Source organism: Erwinia sp. MYb375, assembly GCF_037479175.1.
Classification (GTDB): Bacteria; Pseudomonadota; Gammaproteobacteria; order Enterobacterales; family Enterobacteriaceae; genus Erwinia; species Erwinia rhapontici.
Genome location: NZ_JBBGZS010000023.1, coordinates 1304367 through 1326885 on the forward strand (window position 1 = coordinate 1304367; position 22519 = coordinate 1326885).

The following is a 22519-nucleotide window of genomic DNA, read 5'->3' on the forward strand; positions in this document are numbered from 1 at the left end:
CCCCGTCAACGTCATTGCCACCATGGGACGAGGAGAAGATGGGGGAAATGGCGTTAAGGGTCAAGGGGGCATGGGGAATGTCATCGGAACAAGGCGCATTTCGCCGATGGAGAGGAGAACTAAAGGCCAGCTTTGAGTGAAGAGCGGACCTTGGCGTTCTTTGTAAAAATCCAGTTTGTGTTGTTTTGCACTAGTTTAGAGACGAAAAATATTGCGTCGGTGATTTACCCAGCGCTTTTCTGAACATCGTAATAAACGCGCTGACCGAATCATACCCCAGAGTCCCGGCTACGCGCTGCACGGACTGACCTTCAGCCAGATGGCTCAGGGCAATCATCAAATGCAGTTGCTGACGCCAGCGCCCAAAGCTCATTCCTGTCGCCTCTTTTATCAGCCTGGCCAGCGATCTTTCGCTGGTGACCAGATGTGCAGCCCACTGCTTTAACGTTCGCCGATCATCAGGCTCATTAAAAAGTGCCTCCGCCATATTCCGGATTTTAGGATGATCGGATACGGGAAGATGGAGCGCTTCAACCGGCACATCCGGAATATGCTCCAGCAGCACCGCTGCGAGCCTGGCCGTTTTACTGTCAGGAGAATAATCATGTTCCTGCCCGGCCAGATACAGAACAAGCTCGCGGACCAGAGAAGTAATCGCCAGGGTACAGCAGATTTCCGGCATCGCTGCCGCGCCGGGTTCGATAAACAGAAAGCAGGTATCTGCATTCTTCGTGACCCGGCAGTTGTGTGGGGTTTCACCCGGAACCCAGACAGCATGTCCCGGTGGAACAAGCCACAGCGCATCCTGAACCTCACAACTCACTGCACCACGTAAAGAGATAATAAGTTGTCCCTTACGGTGAGCATGCGGACTCTGCCCGGCATACTCGCCTGATGATGATACATGGAGGGCGATAGCAGCCTGACTGAAAGCATCAGCATCAAAATCTTCAGGTGAAGTCACCGGTTTTTTCTTATTAAGTGGCATGATTTAGCTATATGTTGTCAGGTTATCTATATTCTGTAACTCATGCGTACTTTAAAGTCTTTCTTTTTTCCAGAGAAAGTCAAATTTATGCCCCACACTTCGAACAAGTGGCCTTCAATCATACTTGTAACCGGTATCCTTTTTATTGCCATTAACCTGCGCGTTCCCTTTACCGCTATCGCTCCCGTTTTAGAACACATTCGCCATGATTTTGGGCTGAGTATGACTGCCGTTGGGTTGCTTAACTCGCTGCCCTTACTGGCCTTTGCCGCCTTTTCTCCTCTGAGCGCATCTATCTCCCGGAAGTTCGGTATGGAACGCACCCTTTTTGGTGCCCTGGCAGTGATTTCTGCAGGCATCCTGCTTCGCTCCACAGGCAGTATCTGGGCGCTTTATGGCGGAACAATTTTCATCGGTATCGGGATTGCCTTGGGCAATGTCCTGCTGCCTGGCCTTATCAAACGTGATTTTTCCGGCAATATGGCCTCCGTGACGGGGGCGTATTCCATCACGATGGGCGCCGCTGGCGCAGTTGGCTCTGTCATTGTCATTCCTCTTGCACTGAGCTGGGGCTGGAACATCGCACTGGCGATGCTCGTAATTTCGCCTCTACTTGCGCTGCTTTTATGGCTGCCCCAGTTAAAGAAAAAGCATCAGCTGCCAGCATCGGGTGAGAAAAAAGCGGCGCCCGTCGCGGTCTGGCGCTCGCCTCTGGCATGGCAGGTCACCTTATTTATGGGCCTGAATGCGATGCCGTTTTATGTTGCTGTCGGCTGGCTGCCAGCCATTCTGACGGACAATGGACTCTCCTCAGCCCAGGCCGGTGAAGTACACGGCATTCTTCAGCTGACCACCGCCATTCCCGGCCTGATTCTGGCGGCCACGCTACGTCGCCTCAACGATCAGAAAGCAGCCGCTGCCGGCGTCAGCCTGTTAACCGCTGCGTCCTTTATCGGCATCCTCTACCTGCCGAATCTGGCGATGCTGTGGGCTGCTCTTCTTGGCTTCGGCTCGGGTGCCAGTATGATGCTGGGCCTGACCTTCATCGGGCTACGTACCAAAAATGCCGGTGACGCCGCAGCGCTGTCAGGCATGGCGCAGAGCGTCGGTTATCTGATGGCGGCGATGGGTCCGCTGCTGCTGGGCAAAGTACAGGAGTTGTCCGGAGGCTGGACATTGCCATTACTGATGACCGCAGCAATCGCGGTCGCTGGTGCCTGCACAGGAATGGCTGCCGGACGAAATGCACACCTGGAACCGGTACAGCAGCCGGGCTGAATTTGCCGATACAACAGGAGAGCGCTCTGTTCTCCTGCTGCGGATACTCTCCATTATCGTTCCGATAAATATCCCTGCTACTTAAGCTGACCTTTTACAGAGAAGACCGTTTTTGACCTGTGCCATCGTTGAAAAGCCCGGCGACCCAGTCAGCAAAAGCACGCACTGCGGGAGAGAGAAAACGCTGATGCGGATAGAGCATCGTCACCGGCACTGAAGGTGGCTGCCAGCCTGCCAGAACCTCGACCAGCTTGCCTTGCTGCAGATTCTCCGAAATCACATTCTCAGCAAGCTGCGCCAGCCCAAAACCCTCAAGACACAGTCTGATATAGAGTCCCGTTTCGTTAACGGCTGCATCTCCTTCTACCGGAACGGAAAGCATCTCAGTGCCACGCGTAAAACGCAGTTCATTGGTCCGTCTTCCCGAACCGGAAAAGTAATGGATTGCCCGATGCTGCGACAACGCTTCCGGCGTCTCAGGGATACCGTACTCCCTGAGATAGTCCGGCGAGGCACAGGTCACCCAGCGAAACCGGCCAAGGGGACGAGCAACCAGCGTGGAGTCGGTTAATTCCCCGGTTCTGATGACGCAATCCACACCTTCCTGAACAAGATCAACCTGCCGGTCGCTGACGCCAATCATCAGATAAATATCCGGATAGAGCCGGTAAAAATCTTTCAGATTCGGCATGACGATAAAATGGGCGATCCCACCGGGCATATCTATCCGCAGTCGCCCCTGGGGCCGCCTGACGGAATCGGTCAGGCTGGATTCCGTGTGTTCAATCAGTGAAAGGATTTCCCGGCACTGCGCAAGATACTGCAGGCCTTCAGGAGTGAGTCTGACCCGCCTCGTCGTCCGGTTAAGCAGACGCACCTGCAGGTATTTCTCCAGATTTTTAATCGTGCTGGTGACGGTGGAAGCTGGCAGTGACAGCGTCTCTGCCGCGCGCACAAAGCTTCCAGCTTCAGCAACCCTTATAAAAACCTGCATAGCCTGAATCCGATCCATCATCCTGCTCCTGGGTAAAAGTGAGTCTAATTATTCGCGAATTATGAATTATGAAAACGGTTTAAGCATCTTTTTCAGGATAATGGCGTGGAGTATCGTTTCCTCATTAATCAGGAAAGAGGCAGGTTTAATGACCGACTACATCCGAAATATTGTTAACAATCAGAATGTCACTTCACGGGCTACGTTGATTCGTGGCGCAACGATACTGAGCATGGACGAGAACGTCGGTAACATTGAGCGCGGCGATATTCTCATCAACGGCTCAACGATTACCGCCGTCGGCCAGAACCTTGATTTGCCGGGTGCACATGTCATTGATGCCAGCAACATGATCGCCATGCCGGGAATGGTCGATTCTCATCGCCATGCATGGGAAGGACAGCTACGCCGCATTAACCCTAACGCCACCTGCCTGGACGACTACAGCAACGCCACGCACTTCTCGTTCGCTAAATATTACCGGCCTGCCGATATCTATGTCGGTAACCTGCTGACGGCGTTGGGCGCTATTGAAGCAGGTATCACTACGATGATCGATAACTCGCACAACAGCCGAACCGCAGCGCATTCCGATGCCGCCGTCGAGGCCCTGCTTGATACCGGCATTCGCGCTATTCATGCTTCCGGCGCACCGGTAGCCGGCGAATGGGATAAGGCGCACTGGCCGGGAAACTGGCAGCGTCTGCAGGATAAGTATTTCACCGACAATCCTGAAAGCCTGGTCTCTCTCGCGGTCATGGCCCAGCTGGAGCCAGAGTTGTGGGCCGAGGCCCGCAGGCTGGGACTGTCGATTGTCACTGAGTTCTTTGGCGCTGAGATGGGGGCCGAACTTGAGTCGCTGCATCAGCAGGGGCTGCTGGGTCCGGACAATATTTTCAATCACTGTACGGCGCTGCCTGACCGGGGATGGGAAATTCTGCGGGAAGCCGGTGTCCGGGTGAACGTCTGCCCGCGCTCAGATTCGCACTATGGCATCGAAAGCGGAATGTTCGCCATAGAGGCCGCGCAGCGTCATGGCATCAACCCTGGCCTGAGCGTTGATAATGAAACGTCATACAGCACTGACATGTTTATGGAGATGCGCGTGGCCTTTTACCTGCAGCGCGTGATGGGTATGCATCAGCAGCAGTGCTGCGACTCTGAACATGCGCTGAAAACGCTTCCGGCGGCGCAGCTCCTTAAAGCAGCGACCCTTGATGGCGCTGCCTGTGCAGGGCTGCAGGATAAAGTCGGCAGCCTGACGCCGGGCAAACAGGCAGACCTGGTGCTGATTAATGCCAGTGATCTCAATCTTTACCCATCGGGAAATGCCTTTGGCACGGTGGTTCATGCCGCCGAGCGCAGCAACATCGACACCGTCATGATCGGCGGACGCATCGTTAAACAGAACGGTAAAGTGCTGGGCGTAGACAGCGCGCGACTACGTGCGGCGATTGATGAGTCGCGTGAGCACCTTTTTGCAGCCTCTGGCTACCAGCCTGACATTTTTGCTGACACCTTCCTGCCGCTGATGCAGGCGGACTGACCAGGATGAAAAGCATGGGCATGATCTATTACGTAATCGCTTTTGCCGCAGGTCTTGGGATCACCCTGCAGACGACACTGAACAGCCAGCTGGCACGCGGACTGGGCGGCGCCCCGGTCACCGCTGCCCTGTTTTCCTTTACGGCGGGTGCGTTCAGCCTGGCGATTTACTCACTGTTGCGGGGTGGATTGATGACATCGCTGGCGGCAATACCATCCCAACCCGCCTGGAGTCTGGCGGGTGGTATCATCGGCGCATGTGCCCTGTTCAGCTATGTGGTGCTCGCGCCTAAAATCGGGTTTTCAGCCCTGCTCGGGCTGGCGATTGTCGGACAGCTACTCTCGTCTCAGATGATTGACCATTTTGGCTTGCTGGGTACCGTGCGACGGCCGGTTTCGTTACTTCGGCTGGGGGGAATGGTTGTCATGCTGATCGGACTTGCCGTCATGCTTTTTGGCGATCGGCTCTCTGCTCGTTTTCTGCAGTAACGGCGTTATCCACTTTTGCCATCGTGCATTACGACCTTTTATATCCGGAGGATTATCATGTTTTCAATTGCAGCTGAGGTCAGGAATACACTGGGAGAGTGCCCGTTATGGTGTGAAATAACCCGCAGGCTCTACTGGACTGACATCGAAGGCAGTGAGCTGCTCGCCTTAGAAGAAGACAATGACGCGGTGATGCGCTGGTCGCTGCCAGAACGCCTTGGCTCCTTTGCACTGACTGAACAAAGTCACATTCTGCTGATGGGATTCGCGTCAAGGCTGGCTTTTTATGATCTCAATACCGGGTTACTTACCCAGGTGGCTACCTCACCGGGAGAATCAGGCACCCGCATAGGTGATGGACGGTGCGACCGTGCCGGTAATTTTGTCTTTGGGACAATGGATGACGGTTATCCCGTAAAAGTTATCGGAAAATTTCATCGACTTAATGCGGCAACACTGACTGTTGAGACGCTTGCACTACCCGATGTCGCTATCCCGAACAGCCTGTGTTTCAGCCCCGATAGTGGCACGATCTACTACAGCGACTCAATGCAGGGCAAAATCTTCTGCTGCGATTACCCCTCACTGCAAAACCGGCGCGTGTTCACCGAAATCGAAGGCAACGGGGCGCCCGACGGCTCCTGCGTGGATGGCATGGGCTATCTATGGAATGCTGAATGGGGAGGGAGTCGTGTTGTCCGTTACCGTCCGGATGGAACCACAGACGCTATCCTGTCATCCAATGGAATTCAGAGCACCTGCCCGACACTGGCCGGTGAGGGTTTCACCCGCCTCTATTGCACCACGGCTTCTGTGGGTCTTTCTGCGCCATCAATTTATGATGGTGCCTTGCTGAAGACTGAGTCCGCAGTGAATGCCGGCTTATCAGAAAGTCGGTTTGCAGCAAATACAGTGTAACGATTTGGATACTAGCAGCACTGTATGTGCTTCAGGCTGAGAGAAAATGTCCGCTTCTGGCACTCAGAAGCCGCTCAGGCCCAGCATGGCGAGGAAAGAGCTAATATCAATCAGGACGCAACGCCAGTTCTGGCAAGCCTCATGGTTCCACGGCGCAATAATTCGCTATGATGATAAAAATGAACAGGATATCGAAGATGAAAACAGTCGAATTTTTGCTGTACACCCTAAAACCCGGCACCGGGAAAGACTTCCACAGGATAATGACGGAGGAGAGTGCTCCACTTCATCGTTTAGCGGGTATGGATATCATTTCTTTTGGTATATCAGCCCATGACGACGATGCTTACTATTTGATCAGAGCTTATGACAGCCTCTCCCAGCTGAAATCCTCTCAGGAATCTTTTTATAACAGCGAAGAGTGGCGTCTTGGCCCGCGGCAGGCCATTGTCGACAGAATCAGCGTCAGCGTTAAATCCGTGCTCATGCTTAGCAACAATGCCATTGAGAATTTGCGATCCAGCTGATTGTTCAGCGTGGGCTGACTGCCCATCACCGCTATAAAGGATGGAACTGTCGTCACATTGTTTGCGTGGCGAAAGGAAGTCTGATTGACGTCCGTATGGATGATCAGAGTCGACAATCCGGGGCCGACTTTCCGATGGAAAAATGGAAACATCCTACGCTAACCCTATTTCTTAGGCAGGCATGACAGGCAGTTTTGAGCGACAAGCGGACATGTATCAAGGCATACATGTCCCTATATTTAACGTAAATCAGAATGTAAAATTATAAAAAACCCCAATCACAACCATAGAAATAAATCTCATTAAAGACTGATCCTGGACAGTAATAAATCGGGTAACAAAAATTGATAAAAATTATTGACTATATTGCTCGCTGTAGAATTTCACCTGGCAAACCATCAAAATCCCTGAACTCAACGGAAACGAAATCATGGTTCGTCAGAATTTTTCTCGAAGCCGCATTTGCAGGATCGATAATGGCGATGAGTGTGGATATTTCATGATTTTTACTGGCTTTCTCAATCAGTAATCTGGTGACACGGCTGGCGATACCGCGCCCCCAGAATTCAGGTAATAGCATGTAACCAAGCTCGGCGGTCTGAGGTTTTTCACTAATCTGCACCAGTTTAGCGAGGCCGATAAAATTACCTTTATTAGCATCTACAATCCTGAAACAGCCTAATTCTGCATTCCGTGCATTGTCATTAAGCATCTTTTCAAAATCATGGCATGCCTCATCATAGGGAATCGCACGCTCTGTGATCATAGCCATAACTTCTACGCTACTGACAAGTCTGAAATAATCGGGAAAACACATTTCTGTGAAATCTTCAAGTAAGATATCCATTTAACGCCTCATAGAACAGATTGCAGATAATGTCACTCCCCAGCTCACGCTGGCATCAATAATGACGTCACGTTGCTCCACGCCTATGGCACCTGATGATGCCCGAATACCCGATATCACTCAACCAGACAAGACCGTAAGGTGTACACACTATTCATTTGCCAGGATGACAGCAAGCTGTCATCCTGGCACTCTGCTGTCAAATTTAAACAGGGAATGACAGGAATGAATAAAAAAACAGTTCATCTCGCGATTTACGACACCATGGCTGATTGGGAGGTGGGTTATGTAATCGCACATTTAAACTCACCTGAATTCCATAAAAAACCAGGGATGTTTGAGGTAAAAACAGTTGGCAACTCGCTAGCGCCGATTACCAGTAAAGGTGGGCTAAAGATTGTTCCCGACCTCAGTCTGGACACATTGGAACCGCAAAAAAGCCAGATGCTGATATTACCTGGTGCGGATATTGCCCTAAAAGGAGGGATTGATAGCTTTGTCAAAACAGCCTCTCAGTTCTTAAGTGCCGGAACCCCAGTCGCTGCCATTTGTGGGGCAACCGCTGCACTTGCTAAAGGTGGACTCTTGGATGAATTACCACACACCAGTAATGCAAAAATTTTTCTTGAAATGGTGGGTTATAAAGGTGGAGCCCACTACCAGGACCAACTGGTTGTAACTTCTGGAAACTTGATCACTGCGAGCGGAATTGCTCCAATTGAATTTGCGATCGAAATTTTCCGTAAACTTGATGTTTACTCCGACACGACATTGCGTGCCTGGAGCAAGTTATATAAAGACCACAATCCTGAAGGCTTTTACGAACTTATGGCGGAACATAGCGATGAGTGAAACACAGGAAAAGCTGAGTACATTAGCGTTGACGACCTTCGCACTGAATGGGCTGTTTCTTACTGTTGCTGAACAGCTTACTGCGCCGGTAGGGATTACGGCAACCCGCTGGCAGGTCATTGGCGCGGTTCTGAAAGAACCCTTAACTCAGTCAGAAATTGCACGCAGGATGGGAATAACACGGCAGAGCGTACGTAGAACAAGCCTCCAACTCGTTGCTGAGGGAATGCTATATTTCACTTCAAACCCATCAAGCCGCAAAGCTATGCTGCTCCATCCGACAGAAAAGGGGTACGCGGTTGTCAATAAAATCAGTCCGCAACACGCTGCGTTTGCAAAGCATCTAGAAGATAGAATAGGGAAAGACAAGATGGCAGAAATTATTGATGCTATGACCGGACTGCGAAATACGCTCGAAGAAATTGTACGATCTTAAAAGCATGTGGGCTTGCCCATTTCCCCTTTCTGGAACACAACCCTGATGGCTTAGCGTGAAAACGATGATCTCATCAAGCTCATAGTTTCTGCCCGCTTCTGACATAAAGCAGCCAGAAGCGGGACCCGGTCTGTTGTCTGCCATGGGCGAGGAACGGACGTTGAGTGAGATTAAAGCTGTAAAAAAATGCAGACCTATAGGCCGACTCAGGCTGCAATTTATGTTTAGATAAATATCGAGAATGAGTATTTAAGCTTTTTTAAGGAGGGTACGTGCGCATTCGACCATCATCTCGATTGATCATTCTTTCGCCTGAAAATCACGTCCTGCTCTTTAGGTTCTGTCATAAAGATGGCGCTCTGAGAGGAAAAACATACTGGGCAACGCCGGGCGGAGGGCTTGAAAAAAATGAATCTTTCGAGCAGGCCGCTATACGCGAATTATTTGAAGAAACGGGTTTGACAAGAACATTAACCGGACCACAAATAGCGTCCCGAACCTTCACAATGATGCTACCAAGTGGGGAGACGGTACTTGCTGAAGAACGTTTCTTTATGATTAATGCAAATACAGTCGATATCGACCGCTCAGGGTGGAGTCGCAATGAAAAGGAAGTCATTCGCGATCATCATTGGTGGACAATAGAAGAAATCATACACACCAATGAGACAATTTTTCCACGCGACTTAATCATTAACATCCTTGAAAGCAAGTCAGCCGGATCTTCGATGTTAACTGCATCATGATATCCTGAACGTTCGCTTCTGGCACTCAGCAGACAAGCACGTGAAGCTGAAGGTCCGCTGAGAGCGAAAGCGGACATTCGCAATTTATCGATAAAAGATGCAGGCTTGTAAAACGGTCGCGCATTTATCTTGTAGAAATAAAGCAGGCTTTCTATATAGTTGGATGATGAACTTTTCAAATATCAGCAGGTAATTGCATGATCTTAAGTGTTAATCACGTTGGTTTTTCAGTTAAAAACATTGAAGACTCATTATTTTTTTTGGACTCAGATTCTTGGAGGTAAATTATTACGTGAAGGAAAAATGTCCGGACCTATAATCGATGAGGTAACAGGTGCAAGGGGAGCTGATGTACGAATGGCTTTGCTTGAACTGGCTGATATTCGAATTGAATTACTACAATACAATAACATTGAGCAGCCAGAAGAACCTTCAGCGCCCTATATCCCAGGCTACGCTCACCTTGCTTTTAATGTAGAGGATCTTGATACGCTCTTGGGCAAAGTATCGGACTACGGCTGGAAGACGCCGGGTAAACCTCAGACAGTATTGTCAGGCCCCATGCAGGGAACCAGAGTAATATATTTACAAAGCCCTGATGGTCAGACGCTTGAATTGATGGAACGCAGTCAATGAGGCCCACATATCATGACCTGTTATCCTCTAATTAAAACAGAGATGTTTGCAAAGTCCGCTTTTGGCACACAGCGGCCAGAAGTGGGACTTGGTCTGCTGTCTGCCATGGGCGAGGAGCGGACGTTGTGGCCTGTAATCATAAATGGTAAATAAAGTTAGAGCGTGAAAAAAGGAACGGAGCGCCTCAGCGCTCTCCTGTTACTCATTAACTAATTGAACTCTATTCCTGACTTGCCGAGTCAGACTTCATAAACCAGTCAGGTACGCAAATCTCCGCCTTCATGAACGTCACCGCCTTACCTTCAATGATGACTCTGTTTTCTTTTAACTCACACATCAGATGTCCACCTCGCAGGGACGCCTGCAATGCAGACACGTTTTTTTCCCCAGCCTTTCAGCCCAATAGGGCACCAGAGTTGCATGAATGGAACCGGTGACAGGGTCTTACGGAATTCCCGCGCCCGGAGCAAAATAACGTGAAACGAAATCGTACTGGCTTCCCGAACTCTGGCCTGTTATTACCACGCCAACCGGTCCGAGTCTGGCAAGCAGGTGCAAATCTGGCTGGTATGATCTGACCGCGTCTTCGCCGTTCAGAACCACAAAAATATTTTCGAAATTTCTGAACCAGTGCTGTACCTTACCGCTGAAAACAGGCTGGATTATCTCCGGAAGCCGTGTCATCTCTTCAGGGGGAATGCAGGGCAGATCGAGTAGGTAGCCGTCCTCTTTTACCTCAACATTCAGTTGCCCGATAACCATTTATCAAGCACCAAAACGGCCGCGGGATTTCCGCCAAAGACGCGGTCAGAAAAGGCGTCAACCTGGTACAACTTAAGAAACATGGAAAGTACTCTCTCGTTGTGTTTTATCCGAATCAGTTCTGACGATTTCAAAGCTGCTCGCTGATGAGAACAGTATGACAGCGCGCACCCGGCATCATTTTTTCCAGGCCGTCTGTCAGCATTTTCCCGGCAGAATGTAGCTCTTCCAGCGGCATTTGAGGCAGGCTCTCAAGGATAAACCACATTCTGCTATCTGCCACGCTCAGCCGGGTCCGGATGCCCTGTCGCCAGTTCCACCGGCGGCAGGTTACGCCGGTATCATCGCGCCAGATAACTTCACCCACCTCCGGTGACTCGCTTCCAGGCTGGCCGTCCTTCATCGTGTCAAAGATTTCGGTACCGTCTGCCAGAATCAGTCGTGGCCTTCCTGTGTAAGCCGCAACGTTTTCTCCGCCAACCGGAACGGCATATCGGATGCTAACGGCGTTATACAGATCGACCACCGGATCGAGAGAGGCCATTGTGCCATCTTTAAGAACCCGCTTGCGCAAAGCTTCCGCTGAACAGGGTGTTCGTTTAGGTTTTGCCCCAAAGGCGCGAAATACCTCCGCCCATGCGTTCAGGTGCGCCTCTGCCCAGGCAGGATGTCCTGCCAGAACTGCCTCGCAGGCTTCCCGCAGCGCGACTTCTCCAATCCGTTCATCAGCAACGGGTGTCGCTTCCACGCTGATACTCAGTGCACGAAATCCTGGTGCGATGCGGTAAATTTCAGGGCTGATTGACGGTGACACGGTTGGCATACGATAATCCTGCAATGACTGATTTATTACATGATAATGACCGATGACCAAAAAAGTCAACATAACGACCGACGCCGATGCAGCCAGGGTAAACGAGGCCGTTTCCGCGCACGTAAAGCTTTACCGCAGCCAGAAAAAAATGTCGCTTGATGAGCTTTCCCGCCGTTCAGGCGTTAGTAAAGGAATGCTGGTAGAGATAGAAGGATGCAGGGCCAATCCCAGCATTGCACTACTCTGCCGACTTGCGTCTGCTATGAACGTATCGGTGGCCGATTTTGTTAATGTCGCCGGTAAGCCCGCCGTCCATCTCATCGACTCTGGTGACATCCCGGTGCTCTGGAAAGGAGAAAAGGGTGGCAGCGCGCGTCTGCTGGCCGGCACCAGCGGGCCGGACATGGTCGAACTGTGGGAGTGGATGCTTTACCCAGGAGAAACCTATGAATCTCCCGGTCATCCCGAGGGCACCAGCGAACTGCTCCATGTTTCAAAAGGGACTCTGACACTCGTCGTCAGCGATACGACTTACATAATCAACCAGGGAAGTGCAGCCGTTGCGAGAACGGATGCGCCACATGCCTATATGAACAATGACGCTGGCGTGACCGTGTTTATCATGACGGTGAATGAGAAAGGCCGCTGAGAATTCAGCGGTTTGTCTGAGTAACGGGTACTGGATTAGAGAATCATTATCGGAAATGGGACTTGTAAAGCGGTCATTTCCAACCCGATGAGTAATAGTCCGCCAGATGTAATTGCCGACTTGGGCTTTCATTCAGCATCCGCTTTTGGCACAAAGCAGCCAGAAGCAGGACTTGGTCTGCTGTCTGCGAAGAGCGGACCTTGGCCTCCACGCCTTTGAGATGCTCGTACAAAGCCAGTTGCCGCATCGCCGTAAGCAATTTATCCCAATCAAATTAACCGTGTTTAATCATTCCGAGATGTTAGGCGAGTTTAAACACAGAAGTGATCATAGATGCATTTTGCAAATTGCCTCTAACACGTTAAAATCATCCCGTTCGTTCTCTCCGTATTATCGCGGCTGCTAAACCCGATCAATCTGAGAGAGAGAAAAAAGATGGAAACATCCCGAAACCGGAACTGGCGTATTGCGCAAAAGCAACGCAATAAGTCTCGCGATACCAATAACGCCTTGTTAACTTTCCGTGGCGAAAAAAACTGGAAAATGCTTTACACGCGCTCAGACAAATTACTGCGTGCCGCAAAGCTGGGGATTGAGTATCCACGTATTACCAGGCAACAGCTGGGCATGCGCGGTCTTGAAGAGTATCTGATTGCCGATGAACGTACTTTTTATATGCAGTCGTAATCAATGGCGAAGCCCTACGGCGGAACAGGTGTTCCGCCGTTATCCTTCGCTTGTTGTTCGGTCTGCTGGCACAAGCCGGAATGCTAAGAAAAAGGTGTCGCACGATTTACTTCACTGGGCCGACGTTATCTGTGTGATGGAACAGAAGCACAAGAATCGTTTAGTGGCTGAATATGGCCGAGTCATCGAATATAAATCCCTACATGTCCTCGATATCCCCGATGATTACCTCTTTATGGACCCCGACCTGGTAACAATATTTTTACACACCGTGCCAGAAAAGCTGGGGTTGGTAATTGAAGGGATGGCAGGAAAGTGATCGGTTATATTCTGTTTAGAGTCGATGCCCGTGCTGTCAGATAGATTTTTACTGCGCCAGCAGACACAACCACATATCCACAGGCACCGGATGAACATCTCGTCCGGGATTTGTGGTGTCCTGGCGACTGCTTTGAGCGAGGAGCGGACGTCGCGCAGACATTAGAATGCCAAGCGACTATGATATGGATGTTGTGCTTTTTACTCCCATCCCATTTCTTTGTAAGTCTTACTATCCTGTGCAGGAAAATCAGTTTGATATTCTCCCCAGTTACGGAACGCGTAATATCTTTTCATCGCTTCAAAGTGGGAATCAGCGTCACATGTCCACACTAATCTGTAGTCCTGATCCAGCATTTTACGAGCAGAGTCTCCCCGTGGACCGGCAAGACAAAACAAATCTAAACCACCTTCGTTTGTCCATAGCTCATGCTTCATAATTTTGCTTCCATGAACTGCTCCCCATAAATTAAGATATTGCGATGTTAGCAAAATCCGCTCCTGGCACAAAACCGTCAGTCAAAAGAACTAGAGTATTCGTGAAATATTGTCAGTTACGATTTAGCAGCAAAAATCATCCTGGCGCTCTTACCGTCATTCGGCAAAAATATGCCACTGAGTAATTTACTGAGCAGGCCTGGAATGATTCTAAACTCAATGATGTGGCTGGCATCAACACTGCTGTTTTTCGCCTGGATCTTTGGTATCACACTGAAGAATCCTTTCCGCACCAATGCGAAGCATTTTGTTATCCTGCTGGTCGTGCACCTTACGCTTAGCTTTGCTGCGATTGCGCTTAAAAAACATGGCGTCGTCGTCTTGCACAAGGGCGACAGTCCATGGCTGCGCCTGAGCCTGGGGCTTCTGGTGAAAAGCTATATGGTATTAGTGATGATCATGATGACCAGTTTTATGATTGCACTAGCCAGCAGAGGCGCGCAACAGATGAAGCATTTTCATAAAACTCACAATGCGGCCAACCTGCACCGTAACCCGCTGAAATTTTACCTGCGGCAGGAAAACGCCATTGTCTGGGTCTATCGCCTGTTATTTCTCGCGGGTGGCGTTTATATCCTATGGGCCATATGGTTTCGGTTGCCGTTTTAGGGGATGGATGAATACGATAGACCCAAGCCAAAACTCTGTGTTGACCTGCTTGACTGATAGCCCCCAGCGGTATGGAAGGGATCAGTTTGGATATCGAAAATTATTGTACGTTAAGGTGATTTTTTGTACCTCTGAGCTGTTGTAGAGCTTAACCACTTTGACAGGCAGTTTTGAGCGAAGAGCGGACTTCTAAACAAAGCATATACCGCTGCAGTCTTGAAGAGTTGTGGCCACGCGTTTTGCAATTCTGGCAGGTTGACCGTAACAAATAACCTTTGCATCATGGCATGGAGATGTTTCCCACGCAGGAGAATATTACAGTGGTGAGTATGAAAAAAAGGATCGTCATCGTGGGTGCCGGAATCACTGGTGCTTCAATCGCATGGCATCTTGCCCACCTTGAATTTAACGTCACTATTATTGAGCAAAATATGCCTGCATCAGGGGCGACCGGCAGCGCGTTCGGCTGGCTGACCGGCGTGGTGTGTGATGATGCGCCTGATGTGCTTCTCCGGCGCGCCGCACTTGCGGACTGGCACAGGCTTGAAGAACAAATTCCGGAGCTTAAGATTAACTGGGGTGGTTCATTAAAATACGGCGCAACGTCTCAGGCCTGCCTACCTGAAGAACGCCTCCTCGACACAGCCGAAATAGCCAGTCTTGAGCCTGCGTTGGTACTTCCTCCCTCAGAAGCCCGCTATGCTGCAAACGATGGGGCCATCGATGCCATAGAAGCGACACGTATATTACTGGATAAGGCCTGCGGAAAGGGGGTGGTAGTGCAAAACCAAACGACCGTTGAGGGTTTTTGCATGACCAAAGGCAAGGTGACAGGCGTCCTGACTTCTCAGGGGCAACTGGAGGCGGATTGCGTTGTGCTGGCCTGTGGAACGGGTATTCCCGCTCTGACTAAGCTGATGGGTACCCCTGTTCCGGTTCTGGCATCACCTGCTGTATTGCTACGTTTTGCAGCACTCCAGTGCGTAGTCAAAACGCTCATCGCAGGTGATGATATAGAGGTTCGACATGCCCGTAACGGGGATTTACTAGCAGCAGAGGATTATCCGGCAAACGGCAGCGTCAGAGAAACTGTTATCGCTGCTCAGGCCTCAATAAGAAGCAGGCTCAGGGGCGCAGAGTTGGTTTCTCTCACCCAATACTCAATAGGAGAACGCCCTGTTCCGCAGGATGGGTATCCAGTTCTTGGCTTTACTGATGAGAGCGAGGGCGTCTATGTCGCAGTTATGCACCCAGCTGTTACTTGTGCAGCTGCGATCGGGAGGCTGGTTTCTGAAGAATTACGCAACGGTAAGAACGATGAGATCCCGGAGAGTTACCGTCTCTCTCGCTTCAGAAATAAGCCTTTATAGCAAAATTAATAACTTGATACCTATCTGGACGCCGCAGCGCCGCTCATTCCTGGAGATCCGTCGTGTCCTCCATGACTACCTCCACTCCCCCCTGTCCCCCTGGTCCACCAGGACCGCCGTTGCCACCCATTGAGGCCCCGTTTCTCCCGTTCCCGCCATTCAGGCAAAATGAATTATTAGTCCTGGTCTTAGCTATCTTGACCTTGCTCCCCACGCATTGACTCAACGTTGTTAATAACGTCCGCTGTTGGGCATAAAGCGGACGTTGTCACATCCCTATTACTATTCAGCGCGCTGAATGCTCAGTTCATAGACTACGCAGGGCACATCGTAATGCTGTTCTATTGCTTTGTAAGTCATGCCTAATCGCTGCATCACGCGCTGAGAGGGCGTATTTTCAGGATCGGCAACAGCCACTAAATACGTTGCGCCTATCTGCTCTGCCGCGAAATCAATAATCGCTTTCGCCGCTTCTGTTGCATAGCCTTTGCCATTCTGTTCTGGGACGAGCCGCCAGCCAATCTCTAAGGGTGCACCCTCAACGTTTGCCAGGTACTGGAGACATGCTGCGCCAACGATGGCCCCGGAAGCCTTCTCTTTGATAGCCCACCACGAAAATCCGTATTTCTGCCATCGGGCCTGAACACGCCTGATACTTTCCCAGGTCTCTTCTGGTGTTTTAACAATCCCCTTGCTGATATACCGCATCACGCCGGAATCGTTATCCATCACCCTTAAGCCTTCGTAGTGTGAGTCATGATAGGGTTCAAGCCTTAAACGCGCAGTTTCTACATTCATCTGACAATCCTATTTACTAGAAGGTATGACTTTCGGTGAATTTCTCCACATAAATCAACATAGCACGATGTAAGTAATGTGCGCTTCTGACATAAAGCAAACCGTCTAAGCGGATGCCCCTGACAACCAGAAGCAAAGCCTCGCCTCACAACGAAAACTCTCTCCTGGATGATTTCAGTCAGCTACGATAGAGCTGGCTATCGTGAAGAAACCTGAGTGGTTTCAGCATCAACGTCAACCCCCCTCTTATCCCGATCGCTAATCCTCAGAATCGTAAGTCGGCACTGAATACTCATCCGCAGTGAAGGGCTGCGGCACGCCCTTCACCATTCTGAATTCAGACACAATATCGCGGCGTTTCATCTTTTGCGTTGGTGAACGTAAAGCAATATCAACGCGTACCTCACCGGAGTCCGGGAATGAATAATAAGTCTCAGGGATACAGAACTGGCTGTGGTCAATCTTTATCGCAGGGTGCAACTTGTTGAATCCAGACCTCTCGGGCGCATTACGATCTCTGATCGAGAGGTAATAAGCGTAATAATCACCAGATTTTTTAATCGGGAAACAAAATCCATCATCAGTCCTGGAAACCGGTGCCATTTCATCCGAGGGAATATAGTCGCCCATCAATCCGCAACTGGTGAGAAGTGAGCTAAAAAGAGTCAAAAGCAGCATTTTTCTGATTATCATGAAAACTCCCTGGGAATGATCCCTATTTATCCTGACCGCTGGTGTCGTTGATCCTCAGCGGATAGTAATGGGAAAACGTATTGTCTGTCACGCCCCTCCCCGGCATACTGAAATCACACCCTTTCACTGCAACAGCCATCTAACCTCAGGGAAAGACTGGGAATGAAACCCACGCCAGGCGATATCTATTGTGTTTTTTATCCCAAGCTTCAGCAGTACGTAGCCTGCCAGATCACTGCGCTAAAAGAGGGCAACCTGGTCGCGGTGCTGGATCTCGACTGGTCAGGCGATGCCTTACCTGATGAGGGCGCGCTGGCCGCGATGCAGCCGCTGGTCTGTGATTTCTTTTTCTGGCGGGGTCGCCACGATCACACCTTTCTCTCCGACAGTGTCCCATCCCATTACACTCGGGTCGGGAATATTCCGCCTCTGGTGAATGAAGAGGTGAACAGCTACGGCGGCGGCTGGAATGTTGGCAGCAGCCTGTATCAGCAGCGCAGCTGGGATCGGATTGACGCGGAAAAGCGCGCACGTTTTAAAGCCACGTCCCGCGACCGTCAGGTGACCCTGCCCGCAGGCGTACTGCCTGAAAACACCAATAAAATTGGCGATACCTTTCTGCAGGGCATCACGGATTATGCCGAACTGGACCGGCTTCCTTGCCTCACCTCACTCGACACAACGGAGGGCAACGCAAGGCTGGCGGAGTACGTTAATCAACACGCCTTTATCTATGAACTCCACTGGGCATCCTCCAGCGTGACAACGCTCGATCTCAGCGACAGCCAGCTGCAACGCCTGATCCTTGATCCTACGGGGCTGGTATCCCTTTCGCTCAGCGATGGCCTGAAGCTGCTATCTTTCACCCGTCCCCCCGCGGCGGAATTGCAGATCAACAGCCGCTATCTTGGCCGGGACCTGACCATTCAACACAGGCAAACGCTGGCTGAACTCCAGGGGCTGGATGCGCTGGGCGGGTTGCATTTAACCGAGGTGGCAGACGTCGATATCGCGATAATTGCCGATCGTTACCCGACGTTAAACACCCTGCGCCTGTGGGGTAAGCCGGGCATGGTGAGCAATATGGCCAGCCTGTCACGCCTCGCGGATTTGCAAATGTTCACCACCGTTGATCTGTTTGGCTTCGGCCCGGAGGCGTTTCCCTCGCCGCCGCAGTTGCCCCATTTATCGCTGCTGTGGATGAATAGTCTGCCTGCTGACGCGGCGAGTGCCATTAAAAAAGCCTGGAAGAAAGCTGCGTTAACGGGTGTGGATCTGGCGATCAAACAGGCGCGTAAACCGGAATGGCTGGCAGAAAACCTGAATAACCCGTTCCGGGACTGGGATGGCCGTGAACATATCAGTGCGGCCAACGCCAGGAAAGCCGCCACGCTGTATAAAAAAATGCTGGCTTCGCTGCGCACTATTGATGCCTCCAGCGAGGCGGCCAGTGTTAACACCCTCGCTGAAGCCATGGTGCGTGGTTACACCGAGGCGTTTAATGCCATGGATCGCCGCAGCAACATCATTGAAACGATAGAGCGTGAAGAAATTGGTGAGGTGCTCTATGGTCTGTTATCCCTGATTGAGCAACAAACCGCAGGGGCATCAGAACCATTCGATAAAGACCGGATGATGGATCTGTTCGATGAGTTACGTGATTTTTAACCTGACGATGAGGAGTTGAAATGAAGCTGATCGGTATGCTGGATTCGCCGTATGTGCGGCGTGTAGCGGTTTCACTGGCGTATTACGGCGTGGTGTTTGAAAACCAGCAGCTGTCGGTTTTCAGCACGTTTGACGCGTTTGCCCAGCTTAATCCGGTGGTGAAAGCCCCCACGTTGATTCTCGACGATGGCACGCAGTTGATGGATTCGTCACTGATCCTCAGCTATTTCGAGGCACAGGCTGACGCACAACATCAGCTACTCCCCTCAGCACCTGCCGCGCTGGCAACCGATTTAGCGCTACTGGGTGTGATTCTGGCTGCCAGTGAGAAAGCCGTGCAGCACGTCTATGAGCACAACCTGCGCCCGGCGGAGAAGCAACATCAGCCCTGGACCGATCGTGTTACCGGGCAGTTGCTGGCGGCCTGTCGCAAGTGGGAAGCCGCGCTGAGCATCCGCACCACAGCGCAGGAAAAACCCGACCAGGTGGCGATCACCAGCGCCGTCGTATGGAGCTTTATTCAGCTGATGATACCTGATGTGGTGAAAGCAGATGCGTTCACGGCGATTGCCGCCCATGCAGAGAAGTGGGAAGCGCTGGATGCGTTTAGGGAATATCCGCAGAAATAATGTCACCGTCGTGGTGGTGTTAAAACCGACAGCGAGCACTCATTCTGCGGGGCACTGCCTTTACAACAACGCAGGGCGTGAGACGTGCTCGGCCGCCGCACGGTTAGCGTTGCTGACGGCAGTCGCCAGCGGCTTGCCCTGTAATAACGTGGTGCACAGCATGCCCATAAAGCAGTCTCCTGCACCGTGGGTGCTGACCAGCGTCACTTTCTCTGCCGGCAAGGACTGGCTGGCACTGCCTTTCTCACAGAACGCCACGCCATGTTCGCCAGCGGTTACCACCACGGCCGGGAAGCTCTGCCCCAGGCTTTCGGCAGCAAGGCACGCCGCAGACAGATCCGGCACCGCAATCTGGCTCAGGTCGCGCGCTTCAACCGCGTTCACCACCAGCAAATCAACGCTTGCAAGCATCAGTGTGCTGACCTCGCGCGCCGGGGCGGCGTTATAGCACACCAGAATGCCGCGCTTCTTCGCTTCGGCAGCGGCCTGATGGTTAACAGCTTCCGGCACTTCATTTTGCAGCAGCAACATACTCACCTGTTGCCACAAACGGTCATCGCTGAGGGCATCGGGAGCAATCAGGTTATTGGCGTTGGACACCACCACCGCACCGTAGTCGCCCTCTGCATCCTGAATCGCCACGCTCATCCCGGACGGCACACCCGCTTTCACCGCCACATCCGCCGTGTTCACGCCATGTTGCTGGAGATACGTCAGCAAAAACTGCCCCTGCGCATCATCCCCCACGGCCCCGGCAAAACGCACCTTCGCGCCTGCCAGCGCCGCCGACACGGCCTGATTACCCCCTTTGCCGCCAAATTTATAGGCACAACTGCTGCCAATCACCGTTTCACCTTTTTCCGGGCGATGGTGTGCCGCCAGCATAATGTCGTAATGGAGACTGCCGATGACTAAGATGTGACTCATATTAGTATTCTCTGAGATCCTGGACTGCCTGCTGGGTTTTCTTCAGGTTCTTCTCCGCCGTCTTCAGATCCTTCTGCGCTATCGCCACAAACAGTGCATCCAGAATATTTAACTGGGCAATGCGTGACGCGGCGTTTTCCCCCAACAAATGCGAGCCCTGAGAGGTTGAATTGAGCACCACATGCGCGCTGCGCGCAATGGGCGACTCGGCATAGTTCGTAATCGCAATCACTTTGGCTCCGTTACGTGCTGCCAGTTTTATCGGGTCATTCACCGCACGCGTGGCGCCGGAATGACTGATGGCGATCACTACGTCGTCATCCGATAACACTGCCGCTGACATCAGCATAATATGCGCATCATCGTACACCGTGGTTTTAATCCCAATCTTCAACATCTTATGGGATAAATCCCGTGCCCCCGGCGGCCCGCCCCCCCCACGGCATATAAATCGATATGTCGCGCCTTAAAAATAATATCAGCCGCCCGGTTGAATTCAGAAACATCAAGAATAGAGCGTGTTTCTTCTATTGCCTGAATGGAGGTTCTGAAAACTTTTGCCAGTAATTGCTCCGACGAGTCATCCGCTTCAATTTCCGCATGCATCCCGGCGACTTCAGAATAGTTATAATAAATCAGACTACTTCTGAAATCTCTGAACCCCGAGAAGTTTAATTTCTTGGCTATTTTCACCACCATGGCTTCGGAAACATTATTTATCTGGGCAATTTCTTTAATTGATGTTTGCTCAGTTAAATCTGTTTTCGACGTAACAGAATCCACGACTTTCCTTTCCAGTGGCGTCAGGCTGGGTAAACGCATGCGTATTTGAGCGCCTATGGCTCGCGGGTCTTGCTTCATTACTTGCCTCGTGTCGCTCTGTCAATCAACATGGCTATGATAATAATAAGGCCTGTAGCAAGCAATTGATAAAACGCCTGAATATTGAGAAGCGTCAGACCGTTACGTAATGCACCGAGGATGACCGCCCCGATCAACGTACCGATAATACTGCCCTTTCCGCCCATCAGCGACGCTCCGCCAATGGCCGCAGCGGCAATCGCATCCAGTTCCCACAGGTTTCCGATAGTCGGTTCTGCGGCCCCCAGGCGGGCAATCAGGATCAGTGCAGCCAGCGAGGCCAGCACGCCAGAAATCACAAACACAGTCACTTTGGTGCGTTTAACGGGCACCCCGGCCACACGCGCCGCTTCTTCATTGCCGCCCACCGCCAGAATATACTCACCCAGCGGGGTTTTGTTCATCACCACCCACAGGAAAACGGCGATCACCACCACCACCACAATCGGCGTGGGCACGCCAAATACAGTACTGTTGATCAGATTACGGAACTCCATCGGAATCCCAAAGATCGGGTTGCCGTTGGTGAAAATCAGGGCTAAAGCACGGAACAGGGACAGCCCGCCCAGCGTCACGATAAACGGCTGTAATCCGGCATAGGCCACCAGCGTACCGCTGAACACACCGCACAGTGCACCAACGCCCAGCGTGGCCATCACCGCCAGCGGAACCGGCACCCCGGCCACCATCAGCGTGGCACCCAGTACGGCTGAAAGTGCCGCCGTCGGCCCCACGGAGAGGTCAATCCCGCCGGAAATAATCACCAGCGTCATACCAAGGGCAATAATGGCATTGATGGAAGACTGCTGAAGAATATTAAGCAGGTTAGGCAGCGTCCAGAATACCGGTGACAGCAGTGAAAACGTCACCACAATAATAAATAAACCAATCAGTGTTCCCGCATCGCGCAGATTAAATTTAAACAGCGCCGCTGACGGCACGTTAGGTTGCGTTTTATCTTGCGTCATCATCTTGATTAC

Annotated in this window: 25 protein-coding genes and 2 pseudogenes; 16 read left to right on the plus strand and 11 right to left on the minus strand. The window is 51.4% G+C overall.

From position 1 onward, the window contains the following. Nucleotides 1-190: 190 nt before the first annotated feature. On the minus strand, nt 191-988 hold the full coding sequence (locus WH279_RS18900) for an AraC family transcriptional regulator (RefSeq protein ID WP_339458021.1): 798 nt from the start codon (nt 986-988) through the stop codon (nt 191-193). An 87-nt stretch (nt 989-1075) separates the two neighbouring features. On the opposite strand from WH279_RS18900, the gene WH279_RS18905 reads away from it, so the two are divergent. Next, entirely contained in the window at nt 1076-2266 is a 1191-nt protein-coding gene (locus tag WH279_RS18905) for an MFS transporter (RefSeq protein ID WP_339458022.1), read from the plus strand. Nucleotides 2267-2360: 94 nt separating this feature from the next. Here the strand turns inward: WH279_RS18905 and WH279_RS18910 are convergent, their stop codons facing one another. Next, on the minus strand, nt 2361-3278 hold the full coding sequence (locus tag WH279_RS18910) for a LysR family transcriptional regulator (RefSeq protein ID WP_339458785.1): 918 nt from the start codon (nt 3276-3278) through the stop codon (nt 2361-2363). Between the two features lie 130 nt (nt 3279-3408). Between WH279_RS18910 and WH279_RS18915 the strand changes: the two genes are divergently transcribed. The 4 genes from WH279_RS18915 to WH279_RS18930 all read left to right on the plus strand — a co-directional run bounded on the left by WH279_RS18915 (nt 3409) and on the right by WH279_RS18930 (nt 6739). Further along, entirely contained in the window at nt 3409-4806 is a 1398-nt protein-coding gene (locus WH279_RS18915) for an amidohydrolase family protein (RefSeq protein ID WP_339458023.1), read from the plus strand. A gap of 14 nt (nt 4807-4820) precedes the next feature. Next, a complete protein-coding gene (locus tag WH279_RS18920; protein ID WP_339458024.1) occupies nt 4821-5294 on the plus strand; it encodes a DMT family transporter in 474 nt (157 codons plus the stop codon). A 57-nt stretch (nt 5295-5351) separates the two neighbouring features. Beyond that, on the plus strand, nt 5352-6212 hold the full coding sequence (locus WH279_RS18925; RefSeq protein WP_339458025.1) for an SMP-30/gluconolactonase/LRE family protein: 861 nt from the start codon (nt 5352-5354) through the stop codon (nt 6210-6212). Between the two features lie 197 nt (nt 6213-6409). Then, nucleotides 6410-6739, plus strand: coding sequence for an NIPSNAP family protein (locus tag WH279_RS18930; RefSeq protein WP_133841610.1), 330 nt, complete (start codon nt 6410-6412; stop codon nt 6737-6739). A 361-nt stretch (nt 6740-7100) separates the two neighbouring features. On the opposite strand, the gene WH279_RS18935 is transcribed toward WH279_RS18930, so the two are convergent. Continuing rightward, nucleotides 7101-7586 carry a GNAT family N-acetyltransferase gene (locus WH279_RS18935; protein ID WP_339458026.1) on the minus strand — a complete coding sequence of 162 codons (486 nt, stop codon included), beginning with the start codon at nt 7584-7586 and terminating at the stop codon, nt 7101-7103. Nucleotides 7587-7811: 225 nt separating this feature from the next. On the opposite strand from WH279_RS18935, the gene WH279_RS18940 reads away from it, so the two are divergent. The 4 genes and pseudogenes from WH279_RS18940 (at nt 7812) to WH279_RS18955 (ending at nt 10256) form a co-directional block, all read left to right on the plus strand. Beyond that, nucleotides 7812-8438: a type 1 glutamine amidotransferase family protein gene (locus WH279_RS18940; protein ID WP_339458027.1), complete on the plus strand. Its 627-nt coding sequence runs from the start codon at nt 7812-7814 to the stop codon at nt 8436-8438. Further along, on the plus strand, nt 8431-8874 hold the full coding sequence (locus WH279_RS18945; RefSeq protein WP_339458028.1) for a MarR family winged helix-turn-helix transcriptional regulator: 444 nt from the start codon (nt 8431-8433) through the stop codon (nt 8872-8874). The genes WH279_RS18940 and WH279_RS18945 overlap by 8 nt, the downstream gene beginning before the upstream one ends. Before the next feature lie 272 nt (nt 8875-9146). Next, nucleotides 9147-9620 carry an NUDIX hydrolase gene (locus WH279_RS18950; RefSeq protein ID WP_339458029.1) on the plus strand — a complete coding sequence of 158 codons (474 nt, stop codon included), beginning with the start codon at nt 9147-9149 and terminating at the stop codon, nt 9618-9620. A 197-nt stretch (nt 9621-9817) separates the two neighbouring features. Further along, a pseudogene (locus WH279_RS18955) lies at nt 9818-10256 on the plus strand (VOC family protein). Between the two features lie 444 nt (nt 10257-10700). Here WH279_RS18955 and WH279_RS18960 read toward each other — a convergent pair. Further along, nucleotides 10701-11018, minus strand: coding sequence for a hypothetical protein (locus WH279_RS18960; protein WP_339458030.1), 318 nt, complete (start codon nt 11016-11018; stop codon nt 10701-10703). Between the two features lie 130 nt (nt 11019-11148). Further along, a complete protein-coding gene (locus WH279_RS18965) occupies nt 11149-11841 on the minus strand; it encodes a B3/B4 domain-containing protein (protein ID WP_339458031.1) in 693 nt (230 codons plus the stop codon). Between the two features lie 43 nt (nt 11842-11884). Here WH279_RS18965 and WH279_RS18970 point away from each other — a divergent pair, with 43 nt between their 5' ends. The 3 genes from WH279_RS18970 to WH279_RS18980 all read left to right on the plus strand — a co-directional run bounded on the left by WH279_RS18970 (nt 11885) and on the right by WH279_RS18980 (nt 13487). After that, complete coding sequence (locus WH279_RS18970; protein ID WP_339458032.1) at nt 11885-12481, plus strand: helix-turn-helix domain-containing protein; 597 nt, start codon at nt 11885-11887, stop codon at nt 12479-12481. A gap of 435 nt (nt 12482-12916) precedes the next feature. Next, nucleotides 12917-13168, plus strand: coding sequence for a hypothetical protein (locus tag WH279_RS18975; RefSeq protein WP_339458033.1), 252 nt, complete (start codon nt 12917-12919; stop codon nt 13166-13168). After that, nucleotides 13140-13487: a low molecular weight protein tyrosine phosphatase family protein gene (locus tag WH279_RS18980; RefSeq protein ID WP_339458034.1), complete on the plus strand. Its 348-nt coding sequence runs from the start codon at nt 13140-13142 to the stop codon at nt 13485-13487. The genes WH279_RS18975 and WH279_RS18980 overlap by 29 nt, the downstream gene beginning before the upstream one ends. A 200-nt stretch (nt 13488-13687) precedes the next feature. Here the strand turns inward: WH279_RS18980 and WH279_RS18985 are convergent, their stop codons facing one another. Beyond that, entirely contained in the window at nt 13688-13978 is a 291-nt protein-coding gene (locus tag WH279_RS18985) for a hypothetical protein (RefSeq protein ID WP_339458035.1), read from the minus strand. A gap of 150 nt (nt 13979-14128) precedes the next feature. Here WH279_RS18985 and WH279_RS18990 point away from each other — a divergent pair, with 150 nt between their 5' ends. Next, the gene (locus WH279_RS18990; RefSeq protein WP_339458036.1) at nt 14129-14593 is read left to right on the plus strand and encodes a hypothetical protein; all 465 of its coding nucleotides are present in this window, start codon (nt 14129-14131) and stop codon (nt 14591-14593) included. 329 nt (nt 14594-14922) lie between these two features. Beyond that, nucleotides 14923-15963 (plus strand): NAD(P)/FAD-dependent oxidoreductase, encoded by a 1041-nt coding sequence (locus WH279_RS18995; protein ID WP_339458787.1) that lies wholly within the window; start codon nt 14923-14925, stop codon nt 15961-15963. 282 nt (nt 15964-16245) lie between these two features. On the opposite strand, the gene WH279_RS19000 is transcribed toward WH279_RS18995, so the two are convergent. Continuing rightward, entirely contained in the window at nt 16246-16761 is a 516-nt protein-coding gene (locus tag WH279_RS19000) for a GNAT family N-acetyltransferase (protein WP_339458037.1), read from the minus strand. 258 nt (nt 16762-17019) lie between these two features. Then, nucleotides 17020-17454, minus strand: a complete 435-nt coding sequence (locus WH279_RS19005) for a putative T6SS immunity periplasmic lipoprotein (protein ID WP_227534748.1) — start codon at nt 17452-17454, stop codon at nt 17020-17022. 162 nt (nt 17455-17616) lie between these two features. On the opposite strand from WH279_RS19005, the gene WH279_RS19010 reads away from it, so the two are divergent. Both WH279_RS19010 and WH279_RS19015 read left to right on the plus strand, forming a co-directional pair. Then, on the plus strand, nt 17617-19122 hold the full coding sequence (locus tag WH279_RS19010; RefSeq protein ID WP_339458038.1) for a hypothetical protein: 1506 nt from the start codon (nt 17617-17619) through the stop codon (nt 19120-19122). Between the two features lie 20 nt (nt 19123-19142). After that, entirely contained in the window at nt 19143-19751 is a 609-nt protein-coding gene (locus WH279_RS19015; RefSeq protein ID WP_200644121.1) for a glutathione S-transferase, read from the plus strand. A gap of 60 nt (nt 19752-19811) precedes the next feature. Here the strand turns inward: WH279_RS19015 and WH279_RS19020 are convergent, their stop codons facing one another. From WH279_RS19020 to WH279_RS19030, 3 genes and pseudogenes are all read right to left on the minus strand, one after another. Beyond that, nucleotides 19812-20678 (minus strand): ribokinase, encoded by an 867-nt coding sequence (locus tag WH279_RS19020; RefSeq protein WP_339458039.1) that lies wholly within the window; start codon nt 20676-20678, stop codon nt 19812-19814. A 1-nt stretch (nt 20679) separates the two neighbouring features. After that, nucleotides 20680-21539, minus strand: a pseudogene (locus WH279_RS19025) (MurR/RpiR family transcriptional regulator). Continuing rightward, a complete protein-coding gene (locus WH279_RS19030) occupies nt 21539-22510 on the minus strand; it encodes an ABC transporter permease (protein WP_133841602.1) in 972 nt (323 codons plus the stop codon). The pseudogene WH279_RS19025 and the gene WH279_RS19030 overlap by 1 nt, the downstream one beginning before the upstream one ends. Nucleotides 22511-22519 lie beyond the last annotated feature (9 nt).

Excerpts from the sequence above, each read along its gene's own strand:
- WH279_RS18900 (WP_339458021.1), bottom strand. The coding sequence starts at position 988 with ATGCCACTTAATAAGAAAAAACCGGTGACTTCACCTGAAGATTTTGAT.
- WH279_RS18905 (WP_339458022.1), top strand. The coding sequence starts at position 1,076 with ATGCCCCACACTTCGAACAAGTGGCCTTCAATCATACTTGTAACCGGT.
- WH279_RS18910 (WP_339458785.1), bottom strand. The coding sequence starts at position 3,278 with ATGGATCGGATTCAGGCTATGCAGGTTTTTATAAGGGTTGCTGAAGCT.
- WH279_RS18915 (WP_339458023.1), top strand. The coding sequence starts at position 3,409 with ATGACCGACTACATCCGAAATATTGTTAACAATCAGAATGTCACTTCA.
- WH279_RS18920 (WP_339458024.1), top strand. The coding sequence starts at position 4,821 with ATGGGCATGATCTATTACGTAATCGCTTTTGCCGCAGGTCTTGGGATC.
- WH279_RS18925 (WP_339458025.1), top strand. The coding sequence starts at position 5,352 with ATGTTTTCAATTGCAGCTGAGGTCAGGAATACACTGGGAGAGTGCCCG.
- WH279_RS18930 (WP_133841610.1), top strand. The coding sequence starts at position 6,410 with ATGAAAACAGTCGAATTTTTGCTGTACACCCTAAAACCCGGCACCGGG.
- WH279_RS18935 (WP_339458026.1), bottom strand. The coding sequence starts at position 7,586 with ATGGATATCTTACTTGAAGATTTCACAGAAATGTGTTTTCCCGATTAT.
- WH279_RS18940 (WP_339458027.1), top strand. The coding sequence starts at position 7,812 with ATGAATAAAAAAACAGTTCATCTCGCGATTTACGACACCATGGCTGAT.
- WH279_RS18945 (WP_339458028.1), top strand. The coding sequence starts at position 8,431 with ATGAGTGAAACACAGGAAAAGCTGAGTACATTAGCGTTGACGACCTTC.
- WH279_RS18960 (WP_339458030.1), bottom strand. The coding sequence starts at position 11,018 with ATGGTTATCGGGCAACTGAATGTTGAGGTAAAAGAGGACGGCTACCTA.
- WH279_RS18965 (WP_339458031.1), bottom strand. The coding sequence starts at position 11,841 with ATGCCAACCGTGTCACCGTCAATCAGCCCTGAAATTTACCGCATCGCA.
- WH279_RS18970 (WP_339458032.1), top strand. The coding sequence starts at position 11,885 with ATGACCAAAAAAGTCAACATAACGACCGACGCCGATGCAGCCAGGGTA.
- WH279_RS18975 (WP_339458033.1), top strand. The coding sequence starts at position 12,917 with ATGGAAACATCCCGAAACCGGAACTGGCGTATTGCGCAAAAGCAACGC.
- WH279_RS18980 (WP_339458034.1), top strand. The coding sequence starts at position 13,140 with ATGAACGTACTTTTTATATGCAGTCGTAATCAATGGCGAAGCCCTACG.
- WH279_RS18990 (WP_339458036.1), top strand. The coding sequence starts at position 14,129 with ATGATTCTAAACTCAATGATGTGGCTGGCATCAACACTGCTGTTTTTC.
- WH279_RS18995 (WP_339458787.1), top strand. The coding sequence starts at position 14,923 with ATGAAAAAAAGGATCGTCATCGTGGGTGCCGGAATCACTGGTGCTTCA.
- WH279_RS19000 (WP_339458037.1), bottom strand. The coding sequence starts at position 16,761 with ATGAATGTAGAAACTGCGCGTTTAAGGCTTGAACCCTATCATGACTCA.
- WH279_RS19005 (WP_227534748.1), bottom strand. The coding sequence starts at position 17,454 with ATGATAATCAGAAAAATGCTGCTTTTGACTCTTTTTAGCTCACTTCTC.
- WH279_RS19010 (WP_339458038.1), top strand. The coding sequence starts at position 17,617 with ATGAAACCCACGCCAGGCGATATCTATTGTGTTTTTTATCCCAAGCTT.
- WH279_RS19015 (WP_200644121.1), top strand. The coding sequence starts at position 19,143 with ATGAAGCTGATCGGTATGCTGGATTCGCCGTATGTGCGGCGTGTAGCG.
- WH279_RS19020 (WP_339458039.1), bottom strand. The coding sequence starts at position 20,678 with ATGAGTCACATCTTAGTCATCGGCAGTCTCCATTACGACATTATGCTG.
- WH279_RS19030 (WP_133841602.1), bottom strand. The coding sequence starts at position 22,510 with ATGATGACGCAAGATAAAACGCAACCTAACGTGCCGTCAGCGGCGCTG.